A 24,462-nucleotide genomic window follows, 5' to 3' on the forward strand; every position below is an offset into this window, starting at 1 on the left:
AATCCTCTTACACATGTATGACACGACCCAGGGTGCGCGCGATTAGGTTGGGCAGAGTTGATATCGGATTATCGGAGTCATCGTGGTTATCAGTCTTTCTCAGCCTGTGAATAGGGTCGGTACGCAGAGGACAGTCAGGAAAACAAGTTCGAGTTGGAAGCGATCAGCTGCGCAAGGTATGGCGCTAGTCCTTCTCTTGTTGTACATCGTGGTTCCTCCCGTTAGGCCCGATACTCCGCACCATATTCAAGTCACAGCCAGGCGATTCGCATTTGAGCCTGCGGAGATAACTGTGAAGAAGGGAGAGGCCGTCGATCTCGTCCTGACTAGCGCCGATGTTGCTCACGGGCTGAGAATCCGCGAGCTCAAGATCGAGTTGAACGCGAGCAAGGCAAAGACCGCTCAGACGACCTTCACACCGCAGAAGACTGGAACCTTCACAGGCCACTGCTCCGTGTTCTGCGGCTCCGGACATGGCGTGATGACTTTTACCATCCATGTGGTCTCGTGAACATGATTCGAACACTGCTCGGCATGGGGGTCGCTTTCGCGGCCGGCGCTCTAATGCTCCCGGTTCTGGTGCTCCGTCACGGATTGAGCGCGACCGAACCGACTCACCTGGAGACCATAGCGATAGAGGCCTTGAAACACAAGGTGCTGGTGGCCGGTAAAGACGAGAAGAACCCGCTAGCAGGCAGCCCGAATGCACTCGCGGACGGAAAAGAAGCGTTCTCTCACTACTGCGTGGCGTGTCACGGCATGGATGGGCAGAATACCGGGGTTCCATTCGCAGAGAGATTGTCGCCTCCTGTGCCCTCATTGGCATCACCTGATGTGCAAGGCTACAGCGACGGTCAATTGAAATGGGTAATCGACAACGGAATCTGGCCGTCCGGGATGCCTGGTTCCCGGGGAACGCTGGCCGATGAAGAGATCTGGTCAATCGTCGTGTACCTGCGGCATCTTCCGCCCGCCGGCAGTCTTGGCGAACCCGAGATGTACGCGCACTAATTCCAAATGAGAATTGGACCACTCCAAATCGAAATGAACGAGGAGCGTCGAGCAGCGCGTTTGAAAGAGGCCGTCCTGGCCAGCTTCCACGAGCCTGCACCGTCGGTCGAGGCTCGTCTGCGAGAATTCGGCGCCCGCGATTGGAGTCGCGCCAAGTACTGGCTCGATGTAAGCGGGCTGGCCCTTTACTTTCTCGCGCGCATAGAGGCGATGGCCCTACTCGCATGTCTTCCCCGATCGGTAATTTCTCAGCTGCAAACGAATCTTAAGGAGAATCGCCAACGAACTGAGGCTCTCCTGAGCGAGGCGGTAGAGATCACCCATGCGCTACGGGCTCTCAACATTGAATGCGCAGTTCTCAAAGGAATTACGTTTCCGTCCGAGTCTGTTCCGGATCCCGCACTTCGAAATCAGATGGACATTGACCTGTTGATCCGAAAGGCGGATCTCAGGGCAACAGAGAAGTGCCTTGCGAGATTCGGCTACGCACTCGCTGCTGTAGGCGAACGAACCTGGGAATTCAAAGCGGGCCCTTGCGGAACGTCTTCTCTGAAGAATTTGTACCAGGAACGCCCAGAGCGGGCACTCGAAGTACATCTGGAGAGCCAGCAGCTGCAAGTAGGGCGCGGGGATCGTTTGGCAAGGTCAGAATGGCGACTTATGCAGAGCTGCTGGTTGGCCGCGCTCGATCCCGCGGATATCTTCGTTCTTCAAGGCCAACACCTGTTCAAGCATATGTGCAGCGAGTACACTCGCGCTTCGTGGGTGCTGGAGTTCTGGCGACATATATGCGGAAGACGCAACGACACTGGCTTCTGGGGGCAGGTTGAAAGCCTCGCGATGGAACAACCCGGTGCGGCCATGGCGGTGGGAGCAGCTGTGCTGCTGGCCTCGCTGATATTCGGTCAATGCGCACCCGCTGAACTGGCAGGTTGGTCCGTAGACAAGCTCCCCGCCGGGGTTTGCTTGTGGATTCAACTCTACGGCCGCCGTGTACTTATCTCCGGCCGTCCTGGGAGCAAACTTTACCTCCTGCTGCGCAAGGAACTTAACATCGGAGCCGACGCAGGCAGGACGGAACTCCGGCGTCTGCTGGTGCCTCTTCACTGGCCGCCGAAGATTACGAAGGCTGGACTGAATGAATCCCGATTCGAGCGGACGCGCCGATTCTGGATTCAGACGAGATTCGCGGCACGAAGACTGCATTTTCATGTTTCGCAGGGACTTGTTTTCGCGGTTGAATCGACGCGTTGGCAGCGCAGAAATGGGGGATTACCGCAATGATCGCGCCTTCGCGATGGCTCATTCCATGGGTAGTTCTCATCTCTGTGTTCGCATGCACCGCGACAGCACAGGACGGATTCGCGGGAGCTCCGATCTCGCAAAACGATTTCACGTCGGCCAATCAGACGCGTGACGCTGAAGCCATTCAGGACGAAGACGCTCAGCTCTCGCTTTCAGCATCGCAGATCATCTCTATCCTTCAAAGCAGGCCGGAAGTTGCTGTTGAGATCAAGACGATGGTTGCTCAATCCCAACCCGGGACAATCGCTGCGCAGCCGGATGCCATTACAGATGAGACTCTTTACAGTCAGATCGGCTCCGACAGGAATTTGCGCCAGCAGATCACGATGTTTTTGCGCGCGAGAGGCTATGTGGAGGCTGGAGATCTTCGGCTGAAAACGCCTGCGCCTCGAGTTGCTGATCCACTGTCGCCGCTGTCGGGGGGCAGACAGATCAATAATCGAGAGCCTGCGAGAGGGCTCGAACCGCCAGCCGAAGAAGCTGGGCAACAGCCCGCAGCTCATCGATCGGTGGAACTCGAAGGCAAGGGGAGTTCCGGAGGCGCGATGCAAGCGGAGCCGAAGTCCGCTGAGCAGGAGCGCGATACAGACAACATCACGAGCGAACCTCCGGTGCTGCACCGCCCAGCACCGTACAACTTGAGATCGCTGCGTGATCTCTACTCCCAAATTCCTGACACTTCAGATCAGCTGAAGCGCTTTGGGTCGGACGTTTTTACCCGTCGCGATCGGGCGGCTACAGGTCAGGCTCCTCTCGATGTCCCAATCGGGCCGGATTACGTAGTCGGTCCCGGCGACGGACTCACCATCGATCTTTGGGGCGGAATCTCGCAGTCATTCACGCGTACCGTAAATCCAGATGGGCACCTCGCGCTACCTGAGGCTGGAGATATTCAGGTAGCGGGCTTGTCAATGCAACGGACGCAGGAACTGGTGCAGCAGGAACTGCGGCGCCAATACCGAGACGTGCGGGCCTCCGTCACGCTTGCCCGCCTGCGAACGATCCGCATCTATGTTGTCGGCGACGTGCAAAGACCCGGCGCGTACGAAGTGAGTTCGCTGGCATCTCCTCTGAGTGCACTGTACGCATCAGGAGGTCCGACCTCTATTGGTTCCCTGAGGATGCTGAAGCACTATCGCGGAAAGGAACTCATCGGCACGGTTGATTTGTACGACTTCCTCCTGCGCGGGGTCCAGAGTGACGAGCAGCGACTGCTGGGAGGGGACACCCTGGTTGTCCCGGCGGTGGGACCGCAGGTTGCGATCTCGGGGGCGGTGAAGCGACCAGCGATCTATGAACTCAACAATGCGAGCACACTCGGAGCGTTGCTCCAGATTGCAGGAGGGATCACGGTAGCGGCGTCCCTTGAACATATTTCGATCGAGCGCATCAATGCCAACCAGAATCGCGAGACCATCAGCTTAGGATCGGCAGATCAGGACGAAAAGGATATCGAGAACTTCGAGCTTCGGGATGGGGATCGGATTCACGTCGCGCCTATCGCCCCATTTAGCGAGCGCCTGGTCTATGTCGAAGGACACGTCGTTCGTCCCGGACGCCACCCCTACCGAGACGGCATGCACCTCAGCGACGTGCTGCGAAGCTACCAGGATCTTCTGCCTGAACCGGCCAGCATTGGTGAGATTATCCGCCTAGCGCCGCCGGATCTTCACGTGCAGACGATTGAGTTCAACCTGGCTGACGCGCTGATCGGCAACGGCGACATTGCGCTACAGCCTTTCGATACGGTGCGAGTTCTCGGTCGATATGATGTCGACGCTCCACGGGTGGAGGTTCGCGGAGAAGTTCTGCGTCCAGGATCCTACCCCCTGTCCGATGGAATGACGGCTGCGGAACTGGTGCGTGCGGCTGGAGGCTTCAAGAGAGATGCCCTGTTGGAAACAGCAGACCTCATCAGCTACCAGGTGGTGAACGGAACAAAAGTAGAGAGCCAGCGCGCGGACATACGGATAGGAGAAGCTGTCGGGCGAAGCGACCTCTCCGCGGATCGCGCCCTCAAGCCCAGCGATGTTCTTACTGTTCACCAGATCACCGGCTGGAATGACATCGGCGAGTCGATCACAATCGAGGGCGAGGTAGCGCACCCGGGCAGCTACGGATTCCGCAGCGGCGAGCGGCTTAGCGATGTTTTGCGCCGCGCTGGAGGCTTCCGTGAGACTGCCTACCCCGCCGGTGCGATTCTTACGCGAGAGCAGGTTAAGGAACTCGAAGAGAAGAGCCGGGCCGAACTCATTCGTCAGATTGAGACGAGCGCTTCAGCTGCCCGTCTTTCTTCGAATCTCGCTTCGAATGACTTGTCCGGACAAGCGAGTCTCATCCGGCAACAGGAGGACCAGATTCTTTCTCAACTCAAGAGCCAGCCAGCAATGGGGCGCATGGTCATCCACGTTACGACGGACATTGAGTCGTGGGCAGGAACGGCAGCCGACATCGAAGTGCGGAGAGGCGACGTGCTGCGCATTCCCAAGCGCCCTGGATTCGTTCTTGTGAGCGGGCAGGTTTACAACGCTTCCGCTATTACATTCACGCCCGGGAAGACGGCCGCGTGGTACTTGCAGCATGCGGGCGGCGCGACCAGCATCGCAAATCGCAAAGAGATCTTTGTTGTTCGTGCGAACGGTGCGGTGGTAGGTCGGCAATCAGGAGAGTGGTACGACCGTGACGTGCTCTCTACGCGTCTGCAACCTGGAGACGTCGTTGTAGTTCCACAGAAGATCATCGGTGCATCCCTCTTCTGGCGCAATCTGCTGAGCACCGCCCAGATCGCGTCCTCTATCGCCATCACCGCTGCTGTAGCGGGCTTATAGGAAAAGGAGGTCGGCGTGCATACGGGTTCGGCAGCAACGAGAGAGCATCAGAATGAGGCTACTGCGGCCGGCGCTTCTCCAAACTGGGTCGTAAATGCGAACCTTTTGTGGCAGTATCGTGCTTTGTTTCTCAAGGCAGCCGCAATTGGTGCTCTAATCAGCGTCGCAGCTGCTTTTCTGATCCCGAAGCGGTACGAGTCGACTGCCCGCATTATGCCTCCCGAAAGCACCGGATCGAGCGCTGCTCTGCTGGCAGCCCTCGCGGGGAGAGGCGCAAGTGAATACGGCAGCATCGGCAGCATTGCCGCCAATCTTTTAGCTGTTCGCACGACCGGGCCATTGTTCGTTGACCTTTTGCGCAGTGCGACCGTAAGTGACCATCTGATTGAACGATTTCAACTGCAGCAGATCTACAGCAAGCGCTACCGGGTTGACGCAGCAAAGAAGCTTGCCCGCCGCACTTCAGTCGTCGAAGACAAACGCAGTGGCGTCATTTCCATCACAGTCGAAGATGGAGATCCGCAGCGAGCACGGGATCTCGCGCAGGCTTACCTGGATGAACTCAATCTTCTCGTAAACCGTACGAACACCTCCTCTGCCCGTCAGGAAAGAACTTTCATTGAACGTCGTCTCAAAGGTGCTGAAGCAGAGTTAGAGCGCGCTCAGAATGCCTTAAGCGAGTTCTCCAGCACCCACTCCACCATCGACATGAAGGAGCAGACGCGAGCGACAGTGGATGCTGCAGCAAAGTTGCAGGCACAGCTGATTCTTGAGCAGACAGAACTCGACTCAATGCTGCAAATCTATGGCGACCAGAACGTGCGTGTGCGTGCCGCTCGGGCCCGAATCTCGGGTCTGCGGAGCCAACTGCAGGCAATTGGCGGTACGTCGGAGCCTCTGCAGGCCGACGGCACAATTTCCGCTGACAATAATGGTCTGCTCAGAGCGGGAGCGGACTATCCCCCGCTCCGGCAACTTCCGCGGCTCGCTGTGCCGTACGCAGACATCTATCGTCACGTTCGTGTGCAGGAAGCCGTCTACGAAATGCTGACGCAGCAGTACGAACTCGCAAGGATTCAGGAAGCGAAGGACGTCCCTGTAGTGCGCGTGATCGATGCTCCTGGCATACCGGAGAAGAAGTCTTTTCCACCGAGAACCGTGCTCTGCGTAGTGTTAACGACTCTGACCATGATGATTACTGCCGGCCTGATCATCGGCCGGTTTAGATGGAGGGAGATGAGCCCGGTCGACGAACGGAGGATCCTGGGCGCAGAGATCATGGAAGAACTGCACAGGGGTTTTCAAAGGCTCTTTTTGCAGAGATTGCGTCATGGCTGATACAGCAGCAATGCTGCGCAATGGAAACGTTTCGATCGCACCAGCTGCGGTAGGGTTCTACCTCGCAGCGCGCCTCTGCACCACGTTTCTGGCGTTCCAGTCTGATCCGAGGACAGGCGCTTACGTGAACTTCGCCATCCATCTTCTGCTGCTGGCCATCATGGCTTTCCACTCATTGGGCCCCGCGCGGTTCACGCTTCGAGAGATGTTGCCGGCAAGGCCATTTAAATTGACTCTCGGCTTTCTGATGATGGGTTTGTGCAGCTTGAGTTGGAGCAGCACAGCCTCTGAAACAGTAGCTTTCGCTTATTGGTGCGAACTCGCGTCCGAGGTCGTGATGATCGTCTTAGCGATGCGAGCAGAGCACCCTTACTCGGCTGCTTTGTCAATCATGCGGGGCTATATTTGCGGAGCGCTTCTGATTGCTGCAGTCGAGTGGTTATCGCCGACGATGTATGACCTCCGCCCCGGTGATGACGATTTTTTCAGCCCCAATGCGATAGGTTTTTGCTGTGCACTCGGAGTGTTCCTGATCCAGATTGCCGGGCGCAGGACTATTGCGTTCCGGATAGCTGCGATAATCCTTATCATCAGCCTGTTGCGCAGCTTGAGCAAGACCACAATCATTGCGTTCGTGCTGTCGCAGGGCGCGCTACTCCTGCTGGACCAGTCGCGAAGCCGGCGTGCAAAGATCATGACTGTCGGGGTTGCAATGGTAGTCGCCGCTTCGTTCTGGCAATTGTTCGAGAGCTACTACGAGGTCTATACCCATCTAGGCAACCAGTCTGAAACACTGTCGGGGCGAATTGGCATCTGGGCCTTTGTGCTGACAAGAGCGTTGGAACAACCCTGGTTCGGACACGGCTTTCATTCCTTCCGCAATGTCATTCCGCCATTTGGATCGTTCGAGGCGTGGCACGCTCACAATGAACTTCTTCAGCAGTTTTACGCGTACGGGCTGCTCGGAGTCGTCCTTGTTGGAACTCTGTATGCGAGCCTGTTTCGGCAGGTCCGCGGAAGCAGTTCGAGGGAGACAAGGGCGAGGTTGACTGCGCTGCTCGTCTTCATTCTGATCCGCGGCTTGGCGGATACAGAGAACTTCGATTTGTCTCTGCCCCTCTGGTTGATCTCTCTGATCAGCATCACTCTAAGCGGAGCATTACCCCTTGCTCTACCGTCGGTCGGAACTGTCGGATCAATCGGCGAGATGCCCGAAGCCACGGCAGAAGGATCTGCCTGATGAAGGTCGTTGTTGCCGCGGTCTCTTCGAATCGCTCGCTGTCGGGCGTGTCGCGTCATGCGGCAAATCTCGCTAAGTGTCTGCTCATTCGACCCGAGATCTCGGCCTTACATGTCCTTGTGGCTCGGTGGGAAGAGGGCTGTGTCAAGGACGCCATCTGCCGGAACGATCCGCGTCTCCATGTTCATCCCGTACCTATGCGACCGGGAACACTCGCGCGAAACCTCTGGTACCTGCAAACGCTGCCTGCAATCGTGCAGCAACTACACGCGGACGTCGTTCACGTCTCTTACCCGTCGTTGATTACGGCAAGCGCTTTTCTGTGTCCCACCGTAGCGACCCTGCACGATCTTTACCCCTACGACATTCCGGCGAATTTCGGATTGCCGAAAGTCTTCTTCAATCGCATGATTTTGCGCCAATGCTTGAGAAATGCTGGCGCGATCGCCTGTGTTTCTGAAGCGACAAGGCGACGCCTGTGCGAGGTCATGCCGAACGTTGCAGAGAAGGCTGTTACGATCGGCAACTTTGCTGAGAGTGGCCCGTCGCCACGGAAGCCAGCGTTCGCTGCCTCCTGGAACGGCGAGCCGTTCTTATTATGCGTGGCTCAGCATCGGCGCAACAAGAACCTGCTGCTCGCTCTGAAGGTATTCCGTCGGGCTCTGGCCGCGGGCGACGTCAGCCAGAGAACGCGACTTCTGGTTGTGGGACTGGCCGGTCCGGAGTCGGGTGCGCTCTATCGCTTCGCCAGGGCGGAGAATCTGGATGAAGCGGTAGTTTTCGTGAATGGGCTTTCCGATGCGGAGTTGGCGTGGTGCTATCGAAACGCCGAACTGCTGCTGGCGCCATCTCTGATTGAGGGATTTGGCCTGCCGGTGTTGGAAGCACAGCTAGCCGGTTGCCGCGTGGTCTGCTCCGACATTCCCTCTTTTCGAGAAGTCGCGTCGCCTGCATCTCGATTCGTTCCGCTCGACTCCAACGCGGAGGAGAAATTCGTGGTTGCTGTAGGCGAGGCTCTTCGTGCGAGGAGACCCATTCCGGCTAACATGCCACGTCTCTCTCCATCGCCAATCGCTAAACAGTACATTGAACTGTACGGAAGAGTGATCGCGCGACGGGGACGCGGAGAGGTTGCCGAGGTCTCTTTGCAAAGGGCCCCAAATCAAGGAAGCGGGGAAACTGCGCGCCCACTTTCTGCCAGGGCTTCAAACCCTCTTAGGCCCTGAAAAGCAATTGTCAATCAATTGTCATTTGTGCAGTTTCGATTGTTAACCATTGCATTTCAAAGGCAGAATTGATGTCATGAGCAGCAGTGAGGTTTTGGTTCTGGAAGAGATGGAGCAGGTAGTAGCGCCCAAGCTCGAGCTCGGCACCATCCTGGTCGTAGAGGACGACCCGCGTATGCAAAAGGTGCTGAGACGCATATTCGCAGAACAAAGCTACTCAATCGAAGTGGCAGGAGACGGCAAGGCGGGGCTCGACTTGTTTCGAACTCGTCATCCTGTTGCGGTCGTGCTTGATCTGATCCTCCCCCAGATTTCAGGCCGTGAACTCTGCCAGACCATGAAGTCGATTTCGCCCGACACTCCGGTGATTGTTCTGAGCGCCATTACGGAAGTCGTAGACAAGGTCCTGCTGCTGGAACTCGGCGCAGACGACTACGTTACCAAGCCCTTCAGCCCGCGGGAGTTGATGGCGCGTGTCCAGGCGGCGATCCGGCGCAGGAAGCGGCCCACCCAATCTGCCATTTATCGGTTTGGAGAGTGCGAAATCGACTTCGAGCGGATGACAGCCAAGCGCTCCGGTGTTGCGGTGGTTCTCACGTCGCACGAGTTCAAGCTCTTGCGGTTTTTCACTGAGCATCCAGAGCGCGTCCTCAGCCGCGACCTGCTATTGAATGAGGTCTGGGGTTACAATTCATACCCAACAACGCGGACTGTCGATAATCAGATTTTGAAGTTGAGACAAAAGCTCGAACCAGACCCGGCCAATCCGGTCCACTTGCTCACCATCTATGGCGCGGGATACAAGTTTATTCCGTAGGTGGTATCAGCTCCAGTTCGATCAGGGGTAGCGTGCATGGGGGAGAATAGAGGGATTCGGACCCGCATGCTGCTGGTCGGAGCGATGGCTTTGATCATTGCTGCCGCTACCTTCGGGAGCCTGCTGATCGTAAGGCATCAGCTTGAAAGCCAGGTCACCCAAGACCTAAGTCGAGATCTAGCGCACTCCGTCGCGACCTTCGAGAACCTGCAGACTCAACGCCTGAATGCGCTTGAAAGGGAGAATGCGCTGATGGCCGATTTGCCCAGCCTCAAGGCGTTGATGACCACCAGCGATGCCGCAACGATCGAGGACGCTGGTGTTCGATTCTGGAAGGTCAGCGACAGCGATCTTTTCGCGCTTGCGGACAACCAGGGGCATGTTGTTGCCGCGTATGCGAAGGGAGTTCACGGTGGAGCTCAATTGGCGACGAATGTCGATCATCTGTTCGAGAGGCCGGCTCCTCGCTACCTGGTCAGTTCCGATCGGCTCTACGCCTGCTCCGTCCTGCCCCTGTACTCCGGCACCGAAGAAGATGGCGTTTTGCTCGGATACGTGATCAGTGGATTTCAGATCGGCCCAGAGTTACTGCGTCAGATCAGTCAGGCTACGGCGGTGGAGGCCGTTTTTCTGGGACGAGGACGCGCGCTTACCAGCACGCTTGACGATGAGACTCTTCGCGCGATGATGCGGGCTCCGGTTCCGCTCGCGAACGATCTCGATGCACCCGTATCGGTCCGCCTTGGCAATGAGCGGTACATTTCAGCAACCAGGAACCTGGCAGCCAGCGCTCCAGATCCGCTTCAGCTTGTTGTTCTTAAGTCGTTCGCGCCGGCAGAAGCTTCCATCCGACAGATCGACCGTCTGGTGCTATTCGCCGGATTCCTGGCATTGATTGTCGGCACGCTGCTGATGTTTTGGCTCTCCCGTAGCGTGACTCGCCCCCTTGAGAATCTTGCCACTGGCGTGCGCGCTTTTGGACTTGGCGACAGCTCGCATCTGCTACCGAGTGAGGGTACCCGCGAGGTACGCGAATTGAGTCTTGCGTTTGCCCGCATGCGGGACGAGATCATGCGCACGAATCAGGCTCTGCTCGAGGCTGAGCGCCTTGCCACCATCGGTCGAATGGCCAGCTCAGTTTCGCACGACCTGCGCCACTACCTTGCCAGCGTGTATGCAAACTCGGAGTTCTTGGCGTCGTCTCCTCTTTCGGAGCACGAGCGAATCGAGATTTTGTCGGATATTCGCACCGCGGTTCACGGAACGACCGAGCTCATTGAGTCCATGCTGATCTTCAGCCGAACCGGTGCGGCGATTCGCCGTTCGCATGAACTTGTAGCGGCACTGCTGGAGCGCGCGACAACTCTGTTGCGTGCGCATCCCGATGCAGCTGGCGTCCAGTTAGTCGCAACATACTGCGATCCTGCGGATACGGCTGCACTTGTGGATGGCAAGCAGGTTGAGCGCGCTATCTACAACCTTTTACTGAATGCCTGTCAGTCGGCGCGAACCGGCCAGCTGGAACCCAAAGTAGATGCGCGTCTAAAGGTACAGGAAGGCACCATCATCATCGAGGTCCAGGACAATGGTCCGGGAGTGCCGGAAGGTATTCGTACCAGCCTCTTCCAGCCCTTCGTGAGCGAAGGGAAACAGAAAGGTTCGGGGCTTGGACTGACTCTCGCCCAAAGCATCGCTGCGGAACACGGAGGGGAGGTTATCCTCGTGGAAACGAGCTCTGGCGAGACGATCTTCCGGATGACGCTCGCTCGGGGCATCGTTCAGCAAGCGGCATCAGAAGACACGAGCCAGAAAAGGTGGGCAGCAGGATGAGTCAACCACAAGCATTCGCATTTCGGATCTGGTCGAATGCGCGAAGCCAAGCGCGTCTTCGCATTGGGATCGGTTGTTTGCTCTGCTTGTCTACTCCGCTAGCGCATCCCCAATCGGAGAGCAGCAGCGAACTGGCGTCGAAGGTTCAGCAATTGACGGATTCAGTGACAGCCACGCAGGCTGCGCTTGAGAGATCGCAGAACGAACTCGAAGAATTGCGGTCGCAGCTCGCGTCTTTGCGTCAACAGATTGCCGATTTCCACGCAGCGACAACAAACGATTCATCTGCTTCTGACCTGGCCGCTGCCGTAGAGAGTATCCGCGAGCAACAGTCGCTCCAGGAGACGCAGATTGCAACACACGAACAGGCCAAAGTCGAATCCGAGTCGAAGTATCCTCTCAAGCTCAGTGGATTGATTCTGCTGAATGGCTTTGTGAACACGACCCAAGTTGATGACCCTTCCGCACCGACCATAGTAATTCCCGGTTCAGGGAGTACAGGGCTTTCAGTGCGGCAGACGGTGCTCGGGGTTGACGCAAGAGGCCCACGGCTTTTCAATGCGCAGAGCCGTGCGGATCTCCGCACGGATTTCTATGGCAACGGCTCGAACGCATCTGGCGTGTACTCAAACTCAGGTGGAATCCTGCGTTTTCGAACTGCGCACGCCGCGCTCGATTGGGACCACACCTCCGTCTTTTTCTCTCTGGATCGGACGATTCTGGCTCCGAATACCCCCACATCGCTCACTGCTGTTGCCGTACCGAGTCTCGGGTGGTCTGGCAACCTGTGGTCTTGGAATCCGCAGGTTGGTGTGACGCAAGACGTGTCTCTGCCTGGTTCCTCGCGTTTTCGTTTCCAAGGAGCAGTGATTGATGCGGCAAATCCTCCGCAGGTCTACTCAGCTTCACCGGCAGCGGCGCAAGGCATTAACCGCCCCGCAACATCTGAGATGAGCCGCTGGCCTGGGATCGAGAGCAGGATTGCTGTAGTGAAGGGTATCGAGAACTCCGGACTGCAGATCGGCGTTGGGGCATTGTACATTCCCCATAGAAGTTTGGGAGGCACCAAGTACAGCTCCTGGGGTGCGACAGCCGATTACAAGGTTCCACTCCCCGGTAGAGTCGAGTTCAGCGGCAGCACCTACTACGGTCAGGCACTTGGCGGCCTTGGCGGAGGAGCCTACAAGGATTACGTTTTCTCCTATAGTCCGACTGGCGGTTATGTCTACCGGGCACTCGACGCGATGGGAGGCTGGGCTCAATTCTCTGAGCACGCGTCTGAGCGGCTCGAATTCAATGTCGCGTTCGGGACCGACCAGGTTCCCGCGTCACAGCTCAGGCCATTCGCCGGCGATCCGGCGTCCTACTACCTGAACCAGACACGAAACCGGACCTACACAGCCAATGTGATCTACCGCCCCAGCACCTACCTGATGTTCTCGACGGAGTACCGGCACATTCAGAGCTCGCCGGTCTTTGAATACACAATGACCGGTGATGTGATTGGAATCGCGACTGGGTATCGGTTCTAATGCGACTTCTGCCAATTGCGGCTCTCGCGATTCTGTCGCTCAGTGGTGCGGCCAGTAGTTCTCAGATGTCGACCTCGTCCGAGGTCCGTGCCAAACTCGCCTATCCAAAGCCGCCACAGCATAACCGCACGCCTGCGGCGGTACTCTGGCTTAAGCCGATCCTGCAAACCCCTTCCACGCCGTTTGTCTCGTCCAAGGCCTACACGCTCCTACAGAAGAACCGTACGTTCAAACCGCATGTACTGATTGTTCCAGTAGGGGCTGTTGTGCAGTTTCCGAATGCTGATCCCTTCTTTCACAATGTCTTCTCACTGTTCGACGGCAAACGTTTCGACCTCGGTCTTTATGAGGCGGGCTCGACGAAATCGGTGACGTTTTCGCGAGAGGGTGTCTCCTACATCTTCTGCAATATTCATCCGGAGATGAGTGCTGCCATCCTGGCTCTCTCGACGCGACTGTACGCCGCCGCAGACGCCAAAGGTAATTTTCAGATTACAGATGTTGCTACGGGCGACTACGAAATGCACCTTTGGGTCGAGGGTGTTCAGCAATCGACTCTCAACGGTCTGACACGCCGCGTACACCTCAACACAGGTGGTCTGAATCTGGGAAAGCTCGAAGTGCCGGGAGTAGTTTCAACAACGCCATCGCACACAAACATGTATGGAAAGCCGTACGATCGGCAGGCCACCCCGACGTATTGATGAGCCGCCGACTTGTTGCGCAGAACGGATGAGGAATTGAATTACACCCTCTGCCTACTGCATGGCCGGTTGAGGCCAGCGCTACAGCTTGCCCGCCAGCATCTGCATCGCAATGCGCCACAGGAAGGCCGGGTTGTTGCGCACGTAACGCCAAAAGAGACGCCCCGGATCTTGAAAAAGCCTGTGCAGCCATTGCAGCCCCGCACGCTTCATCCACTCGTTGCAATCTTTGATTGTTCCGGTATGAAAATCGAAAGCAGCGCCTACCCCGAACATCAATTGGGTGTCCAGGATCGGGAGATATTTGCGCATGAAGAGTTCCTGGCGAGGTGTGCTGATGCCCACCCAGATGATCGAGGGCTTCGATTGCCGGACGATTTCAATGAGTTCGCTCCCTTCTTCTTCGTTCAGGTCGCGAAACGGAGGAGTATAGGTGCCGGCAATTCGAATCCACGGGAATCGCCGCTTCATCTTGAAGGCCAGTTCCTGTGCGGTGCCGGGCTTTCCGCCGTAGAAGAAATGGCGACAGTTTTCAAAGCGCTTGCTACGGAGTACCTGGAGCATTACGTCGGGGCCTGCGACCCGGCTCATGCCGGCGAATCCCTGCGAATGCCCGACCCATACTGTGGGCATTCCGTCCGGCAGGTTCATGAGCGAATCCCGGAAGGCACAACGCACAGCGGCGCTTCGCTGGGCCTCCATGACGCCATGCACCCCAGCCATGCACACGTACCCCTTAATGCCGCGTTGGAGCGCATCCTGAATGCGTGCGAGAGTCCGAGACATGTCCAGTGCATCGATCTGCACTCCGAGCACGTTCGCGCACCCGGGAGCCTTGATTCGTTGGGATGAAATTGAGGGGGAATAGGCAAGTTCGCCATCGACATCAGATCTCGCCAACGGCGCCGCAGGTGAGGTCATGCTTCCTCCACCATTGCGCCGGGCACGTTCTGTCTCAGGCCGGCAGCCGAACCACGAAGTTCTCGTAACAGGGGAACGTAAACGCACATGGCGATCAGGGCGAAAGCGATGCGACCCTCGGCAATGGCCCTTACTCCACGACTCTGTAGCCACCCGCCCGTGACCAGCACGAGGGCAATGGAAGCGGCGATCTGCAGAGCGGCCACTGTACCCGCCCTTCCCAGAGCAAGCAGAAAGTAGGTTCCTGTAACGCTGAGCGCCATCAAAGCCGGGCCTGCAAGAACCCACGGCAAGAGCGGCCTCGCAGCCGCAGCGAGCGTCGCAGTCGAAATCAGATGGAGGAGCCAGTCAGAAGCGAATAAGAGGGCAGAGGCACCAGCCAGAACAAACGCCGTGTTTGCGGTGCAGGCCAGTAGTAATGTCCTAGTCAGCGCGGTTCCGCTGCTACTTGCCTGTCGGGATGCGATATATGGGAATAGAAAGTGCAGCCCTGCGGCGGTCAATCCGTATACGGGCTGGGCTACTTGTGCGCACAAAGCGTAAGCGACTATGCCTGCCACACCCAGTGAGGCTCCGCCCAAAACTCGGTCGACCTGGGAGAACACGACTCCTGCCGCGGACACAATCCAGGTGAGGGCCCCAAATTGCAGCAGATCCGCGCTGATAGAGCGGTCGAACGACGGGACGACGGGTGTGCCGACCAGTCGTATCAGCGCAAGAATCTGTAATGCCAGTGCTGCTGCCATCACAACAGCTGTGGCAGCCATCGTGGTGGTCACATTTAGCCCGTGCGCCGTCAGCATAGCCGTCACGGCAAGGCTGACAAGGCGACCTGCGATGCTGATGCGAACAGCTGCGCCATATCGTTCGTATGCCCTCTGCGTACTGACGCAGACGGTCTCAAGTGCACGCACAAGGGTCAAAGCGGCGGCGATTCGTATGCACCAGACGCATGTGCTCTTCAACTCCTGATCGTGCGGTGCGAGCCTCTCTGCCAGGAAAGTGGCGGAGCACCATATCGCCCATCCAGCGACGAGGCCGAGAACAAGGTGGATACCCATTGCCGCCTTCACCACTCGGGCAACATCTGCTCCGCGCGCCGCACCCCTTTCTGCGGCTAGCCTCTGCGTGTTCGCATCGCCGAATCCAGAGGCCAGGATCGATCCGATATTGGATACGGACGCGCTCACAGCCCAGACCCCATACTGTTCAGTGCCTAGATGACGAAAGATGATTGGCGCGACAACCAGCATCCCGATCGGAAACGCCGAATAGTCCAGCAAGCCATAAATTGAATTTGAAAGTTGCCGCCTCGCCGCAAGCGTCAGAGTCCCAGTCACCTGATCGACGCTATGCGGCCACTCCGTGACAAGTGTCAGAAGCGGGTCAGGCGATTGTCATTCCATTGTTGCCGGGCGGATTAGGCCCAGCAATGGTATGCGCGCTGCTCCCGGGTCCTAAATGCGATGACTACCTGGTGACAATTCCCTGACAAGCAGTCTCCATTCTTCGATTCATGCTGGTTGCGAACGAAGAGTGCCGCACTTCAAGTTGCGGAGAAGGAGTCTTATGAACACCTCTCACCTTTGCGCTCGTGCTATCGGATCCCGATTGGCGATCGCATCCCTGGCTTTGCTGTCCCTTCCCACGATGCTGCAAGGCCAGCACTACAAAGAGACGAATCTGGTTTCCAACGTTCCCGGCGTTGCCGCTACAACGGATCTCAACCTCGTCAACGCCTGGGGAGTTTCCCGCGGAACTACGACGCCCTGGTGGGTGTCTGACAATGGTACCGGGCTAACCACCCTTTACACGGGAACGGGTTCGATAGTTCCTCTGGTCGTGACGATTCCCGCCGCCGACTCTGGGTCGGGCACACCGACCGGGCAGATCTTCAACGGTACTCAGGATTTCCAGCTGACGCCGGGAAATCCCGCCCGCTTCCTGTTCGTCACGGAGGACGGCACGGTGTCCGGATGGAATCCAGCGGTGAGCCCCAAAACAGCTGTCATCAAAGTGAACACGCACAGCGCTTCCGTTTTCAAGGGAATGGCTGTCGCAACGGTTGATGACTCTCATGGAGGATCTGCGAACTTTCTTTACGTTGCGGATTTTCGCAAGGGCCGCGTCAATGTCTACGACACCAACTTCCATCTGATTTCCATGCACGACGACGATGCGTTCCGCGACGGAAAGGTCCCCCACGGATTCGCCCCCTTTAACATCCAGAACATTGGCGGAAATCTCTACGTGGCCTGGGCAAAGCAGGACGGCGCCAAGCACGATGAGGTCGATGGAGCCGGTCTAGGGTTCGTTTCGGTTTTCTCGCCGACCGGACGTCTACTGCATCGGTTGCAATGGACCAAGTGGTTCAACGCCCCGTGGGGCATAGCGCAGGCGCCCAGCGACTTCGGAATCTATAGCCACGACATTCTCGTGGGTCAGTTCGGAAGCGGTCAGATTCTAGCTTTCGATCCAGTCACCGGTGCCTTGAAAGGAACCTTGAACGACGCCAGCAACAATCCCATCACGATCAATGGCCTGTGGGGCATCTCTTTCGGCAGCGGTGGATCTTCCGGGCCTGCTACAACGCTCTATTTTGCAGCAGGGCTGAACGATGAACAGGACGGCCTCGTCGGCAGCATCACAGCCATCGAAAACACCCTCGGAGGCGACATCTAGGCGTGCTCCACGCATGAACCCATCTCACCACGGAGAGGGCCGCCATCTGGGCGGCCCTTTTAGCTGCAGACTCTCAGATAGCTTTCCGCATGGCTCGCGCCGATTTGCAGCTGTCTGAACCCTCACCCCGAGTTCCTATCGCACACGTATTCCCACCCCCTGAGAAGCTTGCGATGTGCGCTGCGGCATGTTCCTGTCATAGAACGATCTGTCAGAATGGCTGGAGCCAAAAGGATAGGGCAAGGAGGGATCTTGCGATGGCGCGTCGCACGACTATGGAGATTGCCGAAAGATTGTTGGGGCGTCGAGATTTTCTGAAGACGGCTGGCGGTGCAGCGTTTTTACCTTCTGTTCTTACGATGCAAGCACACGGTCAGACCACCGGAGCGCTTAGCCATACGGCGAAGAGCACGATGCCGGCCAATAATCGGATCAACATTGGTGTGATCGGGATGGGCTGGCAGGGTCCTTCGAACACGCAAGCGTTTCTCGCGCTGGAAGATTGCCACGTTTTGGCAGCGTGCGATGTGGACAAGAATCATCTGGATGCGGCGGTGAAGTTGATCAACGACGCATATGGGACTCAGGACTGCAAGGGCTACCATGACTATCGCGAACTGCTGGCAAGTCCCGAAATCGATGCGGTGATGATTGCTGTCCCCGACCATTGGCACGAGATTGTCGCTACAGCAGCAGCTCGCCATAAGAAAGATATCTACTCGGAGAAGCCACTGGCACATACGATCGCCGAGCAGCAGTGCATCGTGGGCGCAGCGAGGGAAAACGAGGTTATCTGGCAGATGGGCTCGTGGCAGCGATCAAGCCCGATCTTTCATAAGGCTGCGGAGATCGTTCGCAACGGCCTGATCGGGACGGTAACTCGTGTCGAGGTGGGACTACCCGGGGAGAACTCCAACTACGATCACATCCGCGAGGAGACAGCAGCGAAGCTGGCTGCAGCTGGATTGAAGGGGGAGCTTGAGCAGATCGTACCGGGAACGAAGGCCTGGGATCTGCTGGTGAGCGAGCCGCCGCCGGAACTGGATTACGAGACCTGGGTTGGGCCGTCACGCATGGAGCCATACATGAAGGCACGTTCGCACAAGTGCTGGCGGTTGAACTACAACACAGGCGGGGGGAAGCTCCTGGACTGGATCGGCCACCACGGCGATATCGCGCATTGGGGTCTGAATTTCGACAACACGGGGCCGCTGGAGGTGGAGGGAAGCGGCAATTTGCCCCCGCGGAATGCAGTGTGGAATACCGGACAGCATTACCGCTTCGAGCTGAAGTATCCGGGCGGAGTCACAATGATCATTGCCGGTGGAGATCCGGGTATCAAGATGGGTACCAAATGGATCGGCTCGGAAGGCTGGGTGTGGGTGGACCGCGATGGATTCGATGTGTCGAATCCCGATCTGAAAAGAGGCAAGTATCTGCCGAGAGAACTGCGCAAGGTGAAGCTCTATACGTCTGACAACCACCAGCAAAACTTCCTCGACTGCATCAGGACACGGCAATCAACGGTGACACCTGTAGAGGTGGGCCATCATTCAGCGATTCCAGGTCATCTTTGTACGATCGCGATGCTTACGGGCAGGAAGATTCGGTGGGACGCGAAGGAGGAGAAGATCGTCGGCGATGCGGAAGCGAGCAAGCTGACAACGCGCGACTACCGAGCGCCCTGGAAGATGAGCGTGTAATTTTTCAGAAATCTGGGTTCCTTCAGCTGTTCAGTAGTAATCCGCGCAACTCAGGTAGTAGCCGCAATGCGTGCACACCAGCTTGCATTTATGCCCGCTCAGACGATGTGAGCAGGTAGGACAGATCTGACAGTGATGATCGATGGGTGAGTCGTCCTGATTGATTGCGGTAGCCGTTGCGCTCTGCGCCGAACGCGCAGCACTCTGATCGTCGAAGACACTCGGCCTTTGGGGAAGCATAGGTCAGAGATTAACGCATTCTTTACATAACCGCGATGTCGAGCTTGATACCTGCGGCCTGACAGCGCCGCCACGGCGGGTCTCCACAGCGCGGGTGGGCCACTCCGGCCGGATGCTTTAGCATGGAATGGAGCGGTTCTGCCACCTGACTTGGCGGCAACTGGCGACTTTCAAGCAACGCCGTCATCGTTTTCTCTCAGGCGGCTACCCCCAGAACAAATCGATCAACTTGATCAATGGATCAAAGATCAATCCCCGAAGGAGGATATCTATGGCAAGCAAGGCAAGTGCGGTTTGGACCGGTTCACTGAAGGAAGGCAAGGGCACCATTTCAACGGCAACGGGCGTACTCAACAACGCGAATTACTCGTTTGCGACCCGCTTTGAGGGCGCGGCCAGCGGCACCACCCCTGAGGAACTCATTGCTGCAGCGCACGCAAGCTGCTTCTCGATGGCGCTTGGTGCCCAGCTTGGCGAAGCGGGCCTGACCCCCTCGAAGATCGAGACGCAGGCCGCCGTCACGCTGGCAAAGACCGATGCAGGGTTTGCGGTGACCAAGATCGCGCTGACGACGACTGCGAGCGTTCCGAATGCTTCGAAGGAAGCCTTCGACAAGGCCGCTGCAAACGCGAAAGCAGGCTGCCCGATTTCGAAGCTGTTCGCCAACAACACTGAAATCACGCTCGACGCAAAGCTCGTCTAAGCTGCTCAACTTCATCCCGTCCGGCTCTCATGAGCCGGATGGGAGTTGCACTTCAGACCCGATTTGGCCCATTGAAACCAATCGGTCTGCCGTGCTTCCACCCCTCGCCCACTAGAATTGCTCCATGAGCAAAACCGCCGTTTTCACAGACTCAGCGCCAAAGGCCGTAGGCCCGTACTCCCAGGGGGTTCGCTGCGGGAATTTCGTCTACACCGCCGGACAGGCCGCGCTCGACCCCAACACGCAACAGCTCATTTCAGGCGGAATCACGGAGCAGACGCGTCGAACTCTCGAAAATCTCAAGGCTGTTCTTGAAGCCGCCGGCACCACGCTCGACCACGTGGTCAAAGCCAATGTCTACCTCAAAGACATGAATGACTTCGCCGCGATGAATGCGGTCTATGCTGAATACTTAGCACCGCAGGGCGTTGTTCCTCCTGCGCGCACGACAATCGAAGCGGCTCGGTTGCCCAAGGACGCTCTCGTCGAGATCGAATTGATCGCCGAAATCGGCGGCTGAATCCTCTCAGCCGGATCGAACATCTATCTTCCCCGGAGGTCTGAGCCTGAATGACCAACACACCACAGCCGCCCGACGCGTCCGCGAAAGTCACTCGCAGCGATGCTGAGTGGCGCAAGATGCTGACTCCAGAGCAGTATCGCGTTCTGCGAGAGAAGGGAACTGAGCGTCCGTTCACGGGATCTCTGACGGAGAACCACGAGACGGGAAACTACCACTGCGCGGGCTGCGGGGCCCTGCTGTTCCTATCCGGAGCGAAGTTCGATTCCGGTTGTGGGTGGCCCAGCTTCGTTATTCCAGCCGATTCACGGGCCATCGACGAACATGAGGACCGCTCCTTCGGCATGCGCCGCGTCGAGGTCACATGCGCCAGCTGCGGAGGGCATCTGGGGCACGTGTTTCCGGATGGGCCCCGTCCTACGGGACTCCGCTACTGCATCAACTCCGCTTCACTGACATTCACCCGCGAAAAGGATGGTGAGACGTCGCCGTCCTGAGTTGCGCTGGGAAGATCAACTCAGCCCAACTCGCGTTCTGACCCTGGAACGAGAAAACCCCGTCATTAGACGGGGTTTTCATTTGTTTGCCAGGAATTGAAGAAGATCGGGCCGTAGCGCGTCCGGCTATCCCTTCTGGACTTTGCCGCTCTTGATGCAGCTTGTGCACACACGGATGCGCTTTGGAGCGCCATTCACCAGCGCCTTCACCGCCTGCAGATTCACGTTCCAGCGCCGCTTGGTTACGTTGTGCGCGTGCGAAATGTTATTACCGAACTGCGGCCCTTTGCCGCAAACATCACAAACCTGTGCCATCTCATTAGCTCCAAACTTGTCTTCAGATTTCCGCGCCAGCTAGAGTCGCTACCCGCAGCTCTCATCCGTCCGCGTGAGACGGGCGATGGGCGAATGAAGACACACCCACCCTGCAGCTTGCCGAATCCCTAGTATACCTTGAAGCTTACCGCAGGGCCAAATCGGGCCTGAATCTGTGAGCGCGACCCGAAGATAAGCCGCAGAACTGGTTAGAGTTCCAGCCGCCTATCCTGCAAAAAATCCCCTTCCGGTTATCGGAAGGGGATCAAAGGAATGCAGTCACATGAGAACCAGGAAAAGAAAGCCTCGTCTGCGGCTCGTTTCGATAGCTTAGGAAGTCGAACTATTGACCGGACGCCGTTCCGCCCTGCAGCTGAAGGCTCAGATCATTGAGCTGGATCGTCTCAAGCTGATCCACCCCGCCCTTGTTGTTGACGACATATCCCTTGTGTCCGTTCTTCTCTGAAACCAGTTTTGCAGGAACGGTAACCGTCTTGCCGTTCGAGGCCAGGGTCACCTGCACCGCATCGCCAGTACCGGTCCAGCTCACCTTCACGTTTCCGGCAGGAATGTCCGTGTTGCCCACCTTCACATCCTGACCAAGGTTGAACGACTGCGAATTTTTGGCTGCCATCGCCGGGGCGACCGCGAGCGCGAGCATAAGGGCGTATCCAAACACACGCTTCATGATGTTCTCCTCCGATGCCTCGATGGATTTAGGACCAAATAAGAAAAGAAGAGGCACTGTGGATAGTGAACAACACGTTTGGCAAATCGCAGCTTAAGAAACATTAAGCGCTTGAACACACTCGAAGTGACTTAGCTCACATGCGCGATTGCGCGTGTCAACGGGATTGTTATGTTGACCCGCAACCCAGGAGTTGCATTTTTAGCAACAATCTCTCCGCGGTGAACGCGCACTGCGCGCTTGGCGATGGAGAGGCCCAGTCCAGAGCCGCCGCCATTCGTGTTCCGGGCTTCTTCTACGCGAAAGAATGGATCGAAGATGCGCTCCATGGCCTGGTCTGGGACCCCCGGGCCGTAGTCCCTGACGGTGATGTGCGCGTCAGATTGATCTTCGCTCAGCGTGACCTCGACGGCTGTTTTCTCCGGGGAGTACCGGATGGCATTGCGCACGATATTCTCGACGGCGCGGCGCAAGAGCTCAGGGTTGCCATGTACCTGTCCGCACACGTCGCCGCTTACCACAATCCTGCAACCGCGCGCTTGCGCTTCCAGGCTGCAGTCGCCGGTGACCTCGTCAATGATGTCGCGAATGCAGATTTCCTTCTGCTCACCGAGCGCTGGATTGTCCTCTACGCCGTTAATGGCCACGATGTCGGAAACCAGGGAGGCAATGCGGTTGACATCCCGCTCGATGCGTTCCAATGCTGCGGCCGGATCGCTGCTGGTACGCGCCAGCTTCATGGCAAACTTCAACCGGGCGAGCGGGGACCTCAATTCGTGCGAGATGTCGCTCAGAAGCCGTCGCTCGCTGGTAATGAGCCTCTCCATGCGTTCTGCCATGTCATTGAAGGATCGGCTGAGCTGACCAATTTCGTCAGGCCGGTCCGTCTCGACGCGGACACTTAGATCGCCCTGCCCGAACTGGGCGATACTATTTGCGATCCGCCGAATGGGGGAGATCACTCCTGCAGCAGCAATCCAGCACAGAATACCGGTCGCTCCGATGACGAGGAAGTAGTAGGGCAGAAAGCCCCGGATGTTCCATCGTGGCTGGGAGCCCTCGGCAGCAAACCAGAACTTGCCGTCCGCGGAGCGATGGGTGATCTCCCAATGGCCATGGAAGGCCTCGCGCGACTTCACAGCGGGCGCTTTCGGCAGCATGTCCGATCGGTCAACCCCGGAGACAAGGTCTTTCCCGTTCCCATCCAGAAGGTAGTGCGATCCACTAAATAGCCCGTCTAGCCGGTGCATGTACCCCGCCAACGAGTCCTGACCCCAGCGCTGCAGGATTGCTCTTGCACTCTCGAGTTGGAGCTCGTCGAACTGGTCGTAGACCGGATCGATTCTCTCGGCCTGTACCTTTTGCGAAATGGCCCGGAAAACAATGAAGGAAGTGGACAGGATTCCTACCATCGCCAGCAGCACCCACACATAAAGGGAGTGCCGCAGCAAGACCTTAGGCTGCGCCGGTGAAGACATATCCCACTCCACGGACGGTTCGGATCAAGCCGCGCCCACCCTCAAGCTTCTTTCGCAAATGGCTAATATGCACGTCCAGAAAGCGGTCATAGGGAGTAGCCTGGCGCTCAAAGAGTGCAGCTGTAATCTCGTCGCGTGAGACGACACGGCCGGCTGCTCGCATCAGCATCTCGAGCAGATCGAATTCAGCCGCTGTAAGGTCGACCAGGTGGTCATTAAGCCAGGTCTCGCGCGTACTGGGACGCAAGCGAATGTTGCCGATGGAGATCTCTTCTGCCTCTGCGCGAGCCAGGGACTCGGACCGTCTCAAGACGGCGCGGATCCGAGCCAGCAACTCATCGGGGTCGAATGGCTTGGGGAGGTAGTCATCCGCGCCCGCGTCAAGACCGCGAATGCGATCCTGCTGCTGGACGCGGGCGGTCAACATGATGACCGGGAGGTCTTTGCGACGACGCAGGCGTTGCAGGACCTCGAAGCCATCAAGGATGGGGAGCATTACATCCAGGATCACCAGGTCGAAGGAGCCGTTCAGAGCCGCAGTGAGGCCCTCGCGGCCGTTATAAATGCACTCGAGTCGGTGGCCCTCCTGAGCAAAGAACTCCGACATCATGCCGCACAGCTCCACGTCGTCGTCTACAAGCAACAGCGAGAGCTGTCTCTGGCGGTCCAGAACTTCCATCTGCTTTGTTTCAACCGCGAGCGGCAAATTAAATACCTCTACGGCATTCAAGTCTCGCATGCCGAAGCTGAATCCCGCCCACCTTAACAATTCTTAACGAACTAGCCTCAGATTGCACGCCAGGGGTCGGGTGGGGAGTGCAAGCTTGAATGTCCTATGATTCACGCGTCCGGAGAGTTGATCGAAGCAGAACAAGAGACGTCGA

General features: G+C 57.5%; 22 protein-coding genes. 16 read left to right on the forward strand and 6 right to left on the reverse strand.

What is annotated here, in order from left to right; genetic code table 11:
• Positions 1 to 178 precede the first annotated feature (178 nt).
• From DHV10_RS10655 to DHV10_RS10705, 11 genes are all read left to right on the forward strand, one after another.
• Positions 179 to 511, forward strand: coding sequence for a cupredoxin domain-containing protein (locus DHV10_RS10655; protein ID WP_109486313.1), 333 nt, complete (start codon positions 179 to 181; stop codon positions 509 to 511).
• A gap of 2 nt (positions 512 to 513) precedes the next feature.
• A complete protein-coding gene (locus DHV10_RS10660; RefSeq protein ID WP_239461464.1) occupies positions 514 to 1,011 on the forward strand; it encodes a c-type cytochrome in 498 nt (165 codons plus the stop codon).
• 33 nt (positions 1,012 to 1,044) lie between these two features.
• A complete protein-coding gene (locus tag DHV10_RS10665; protein WP_239461465.1) occupies positions 1,045 to 2,295 on the forward strand; it encodes a nucleotidyltransferase family protein in 1,251 nt (416 codons plus the stop codon).
• Positions 2,262 to 5,144 (forward strand): SLBB domain-containing protein, encoded by a 2,883-nt coding sequence (locus tag DHV10_RS10670; RefSeq protein WP_239461466.1) that lies wholly within the window; start codon positions 2,262 to 2,264, stop codon positions 5,142 to 5,144. The genes DHV10_RS10665 and DHV10_RS10670 overlap by 34 nt, the downstream gene beginning before the upstream one ends.
• A gap of 15 nt (positions 5,145 to 5,159) precedes the next feature.
• A complete protein-coding gene (locus tag DHV10_RS10675) occupies positions 5,160 to 6,482 on the forward strand; it encodes a GumC family protein (RefSeq protein WP_109486316.1) in 1,323 nt (440 codons plus the stop codon).
• Positions 6,475 to 7,722 carry an O-antigen ligase family protein gene (locus DHV10_RS10680; RefSeq protein ID WP_109486317.1) on the forward strand — a complete coding sequence of 416 codons (1,248 nt, stop codon included), beginning with the start codon at positions 6,475 to 6,477 and terminating at the stop codon, positions 7,720 to 7,722. Before DHV10_RS10675 ends, DHV10_RS10680 begins: the two co-directional genes overlap by 8 nt.
• Positions 7,722 to 8,948: a glycosyltransferase family 4 protein gene (locus DHV10_RS10685; protein WP_109486318.1), complete on the forward strand. Its 1,227-nt coding sequence runs from the start codon at positions 7,722 to 7,724 to the stop codon at positions 8,946 to 8,948. Before DHV10_RS10680 ends, DHV10_RS10685 begins: the two co-directional genes overlap by 1 nt.
• Positions 8,949 to 9,024: 76 nt before the next feature.
• Positions 9,025 to 9,765: a response regulator transcription factor gene (locus DHV10_RS10690; RefSeq protein ID WP_338042591.1), complete on the forward strand. Its 741-nt coding sequence runs from the start codon at positions 9,025 to 9,027 to the stop codon at positions 9,763 to 9,765.
• Between the two features lie 84 nt (positions 9,766 to 9,849).
• The gene (locus DHV10_RS10695) at positions 9,850 to 11,595 is read left to right on the forward strand and encodes a sensor histidine kinase (RefSeq protein WP_239461468.1); all 1,746 of its coding nucleotides are present in this window, start codon (positions 9,850 to 9,852) and stop codon (positions 11,593 to 11,595) included.
• Between the two features lie 86 nt (positions 11,596 to 11,681).
• Entirely contained in the window at positions 11,682 to 13,127 is a 1,446-nt protein-coding gene (locus DHV10_RS10700; RefSeq protein ID WP_162601420.1) for a coiled-coil domain-containing protein, read from the forward strand.
• On the forward strand, positions 13,127 to 13,831 hold the full coding sequence (locus DHV10_RS10705) for a hypothetical protein (RefSeq protein ID WP_109486321.1): 705 nt from the start codon (positions 13,127 to 13,129) through the stop codon (positions 13,829 to 13,831). Before DHV10_RS10700 ends, DHV10_RS10705 begins: the two co-directional genes overlap by 1 nt.
• Positions 13,832 to 13,912: 81 nt before the next feature.
• Here DHV10_RS10705 and DHV10_RS10710 read toward each other — a convergent pair whose 3' ends face one another.
• Both DHV10_RS10710 and DHV10_RS10715 read right to left on the reverse strand, forming a co-directional pair.
• The gene (locus DHV10_RS10710) at positions 13,913 to 14,482 is read right to left on the reverse strand and encodes a WecB/TagA/CpsF family glycosyltransferase (RefSeq protein ID WP_239461470.1); all 570 of its coding nucleotides are present in this window, start codon (positions 14,480 to 14,482) and stop codon (positions 13,913 to 13,915) included.
• A 266-nt stretch (positions 14,483 to 14,748) separates the two neighbouring features.
• Positions 14,749 to 15,942 (reverse strand): MATE family efflux transporter, encoded by a 1,194-nt coding sequence (locus tag DHV10_RS10715; protein ID WP_239461473.1) that lies wholly within the window; start codon positions 15,940 to 15,942, stop codon positions 14,749 to 14,751.
• A gap of 421 nt (positions 15,943 to 16,363) precedes the next feature.
• On the opposite strand from DHV10_RS10715, the gene DHV10_RS10720 reads away from it, so the two are divergent.
• From DHV10_RS10720 to msrB, 5 genes are all read left to right on the forward strand, one after another.
• Positions 16,364 to 17,434 carry a TIGR03118 family protein gene (locus tag DHV10_RS10720; protein WP_162601421.1) on the forward strand — a complete coding sequence of 357 codons (1,071 nt, stop codon included), beginning with the start codon at positions 16,364 to 16,366 and terminating at the stop codon, positions 17,432 to 17,434.
• A gap of 257 nt (positions 17,435 to 17,691) precedes the next feature.
• Positions 17,692 to 19,137 (forward strand): Gfo/Idh/MocA family protein, encoded by a 1,446-nt coding sequence (locus DHV10_RS10725; RefSeq protein WP_204101382.1) that lies wholly within the window; start codon positions 17,692 to 17,694, stop codon positions 19,135 to 19,137.
• Between the two features lie 511 nt (positions 19,138 to 19,648).
• On the forward strand, positions 19,649 to 20,080 hold the full coding sequence (locus DHV10_RS10730) for an OsmC family protein (RefSeq protein WP_109486326.1): 432 nt from the start codon (positions 19,649 to 19,651) through the stop codon (positions 20,078 to 20,080).
• 124 nt (positions 20,081 to 20,204) lie between these two features.
• Positions 20,205 to 20,600, forward strand: coding sequence for a RidA family protein (locus tag DHV10_RS10735; RefSeq protein WP_109486327.1), 396 nt, complete (start codon positions 20,205 to 20,207; stop codon positions 20,598 to 20,600).
• Positions 20,601 to 20,650: 50 nt separating this feature from the next.
• Positions 20,651 to 21,097, forward strand: coding sequence for a peptide-methionine (R)-S-oxide reductase MsrB (gene msrB / locus DHV10_RS10740; RefSeq protein ID WP_109486328.1), 447 nt, complete (start codon positions 20,651 to 20,653; stop codon positions 21,095 to 21,097).
• Between the two features lie 126 nt (positions 21,098 to 21,223).
• On the opposite strand, the gene rpmB is transcribed toward msrB, so the two are convergent.
• The 4 genes from rpmB to DHV10_RS10760 all read right to left on the reverse strand — a co-directional run bounded on the left by rpmB (position 21,224) and on the right by DHV10_RS10760 (position 24,317).
• Complete coding sequence (rpmB, locus tag DHV10_RS10745) at positions 21,224 to 21,412, reverse strand: 50S ribosomal protein L28 (protein WP_109486329.1); 189 nt, start codon at positions 21,410 to 21,412, stop codon at positions 21,224 to 21,226.
• 343 nt (positions 21,413 to 21,755) lie between these two features.
• A complete protein-coding gene (locus tag DHV10_RS10750; RefSeq protein WP_109486330.1) occupies positions 21,756 to 22,100 on the reverse strand; it encodes a hypothetical protein in 345 nt (114 codons plus the stop codon).
• 131 nt (positions 22,101 to 22,231) lie between these two features.
• Positions 22,232 to 23,578, reverse strand: a complete 1,347-nt coding sequence (locus DHV10_RS10755; protein WP_109486331.1) for an ATP-binding protein — start codon at positions 23,576 to 23,578, stop codon at positions 22,232 to 22,234.
• On the reverse strand, positions 23,556 to 24,317 hold the full coding sequence (locus DHV10_RS10760; RefSeq protein WP_239461476.1) for a response regulator transcription factor: 762 nt from the start codon (positions 24,315 to 24,317) through the stop codon (positions 23,556 to 23,558). The genes DHV10_RS10755 and DHV10_RS10760 overlap by 23 nt, the downstream gene beginning before the upstream one ends.
• Positions 24,318 to 24,462 lie beyond the last annotated feature (145 nt).

It is taken from the genome of Occallatibacter savannae (assembly GCF_003131205.1).
In the GTDB taxonomy this organism is placed as follows: Bacteria; Acidobacteriota; Terriglobia; order Terriglobales; family Acidobacteriaceae; genus Telmatobacter; species Telmatobacter savannae.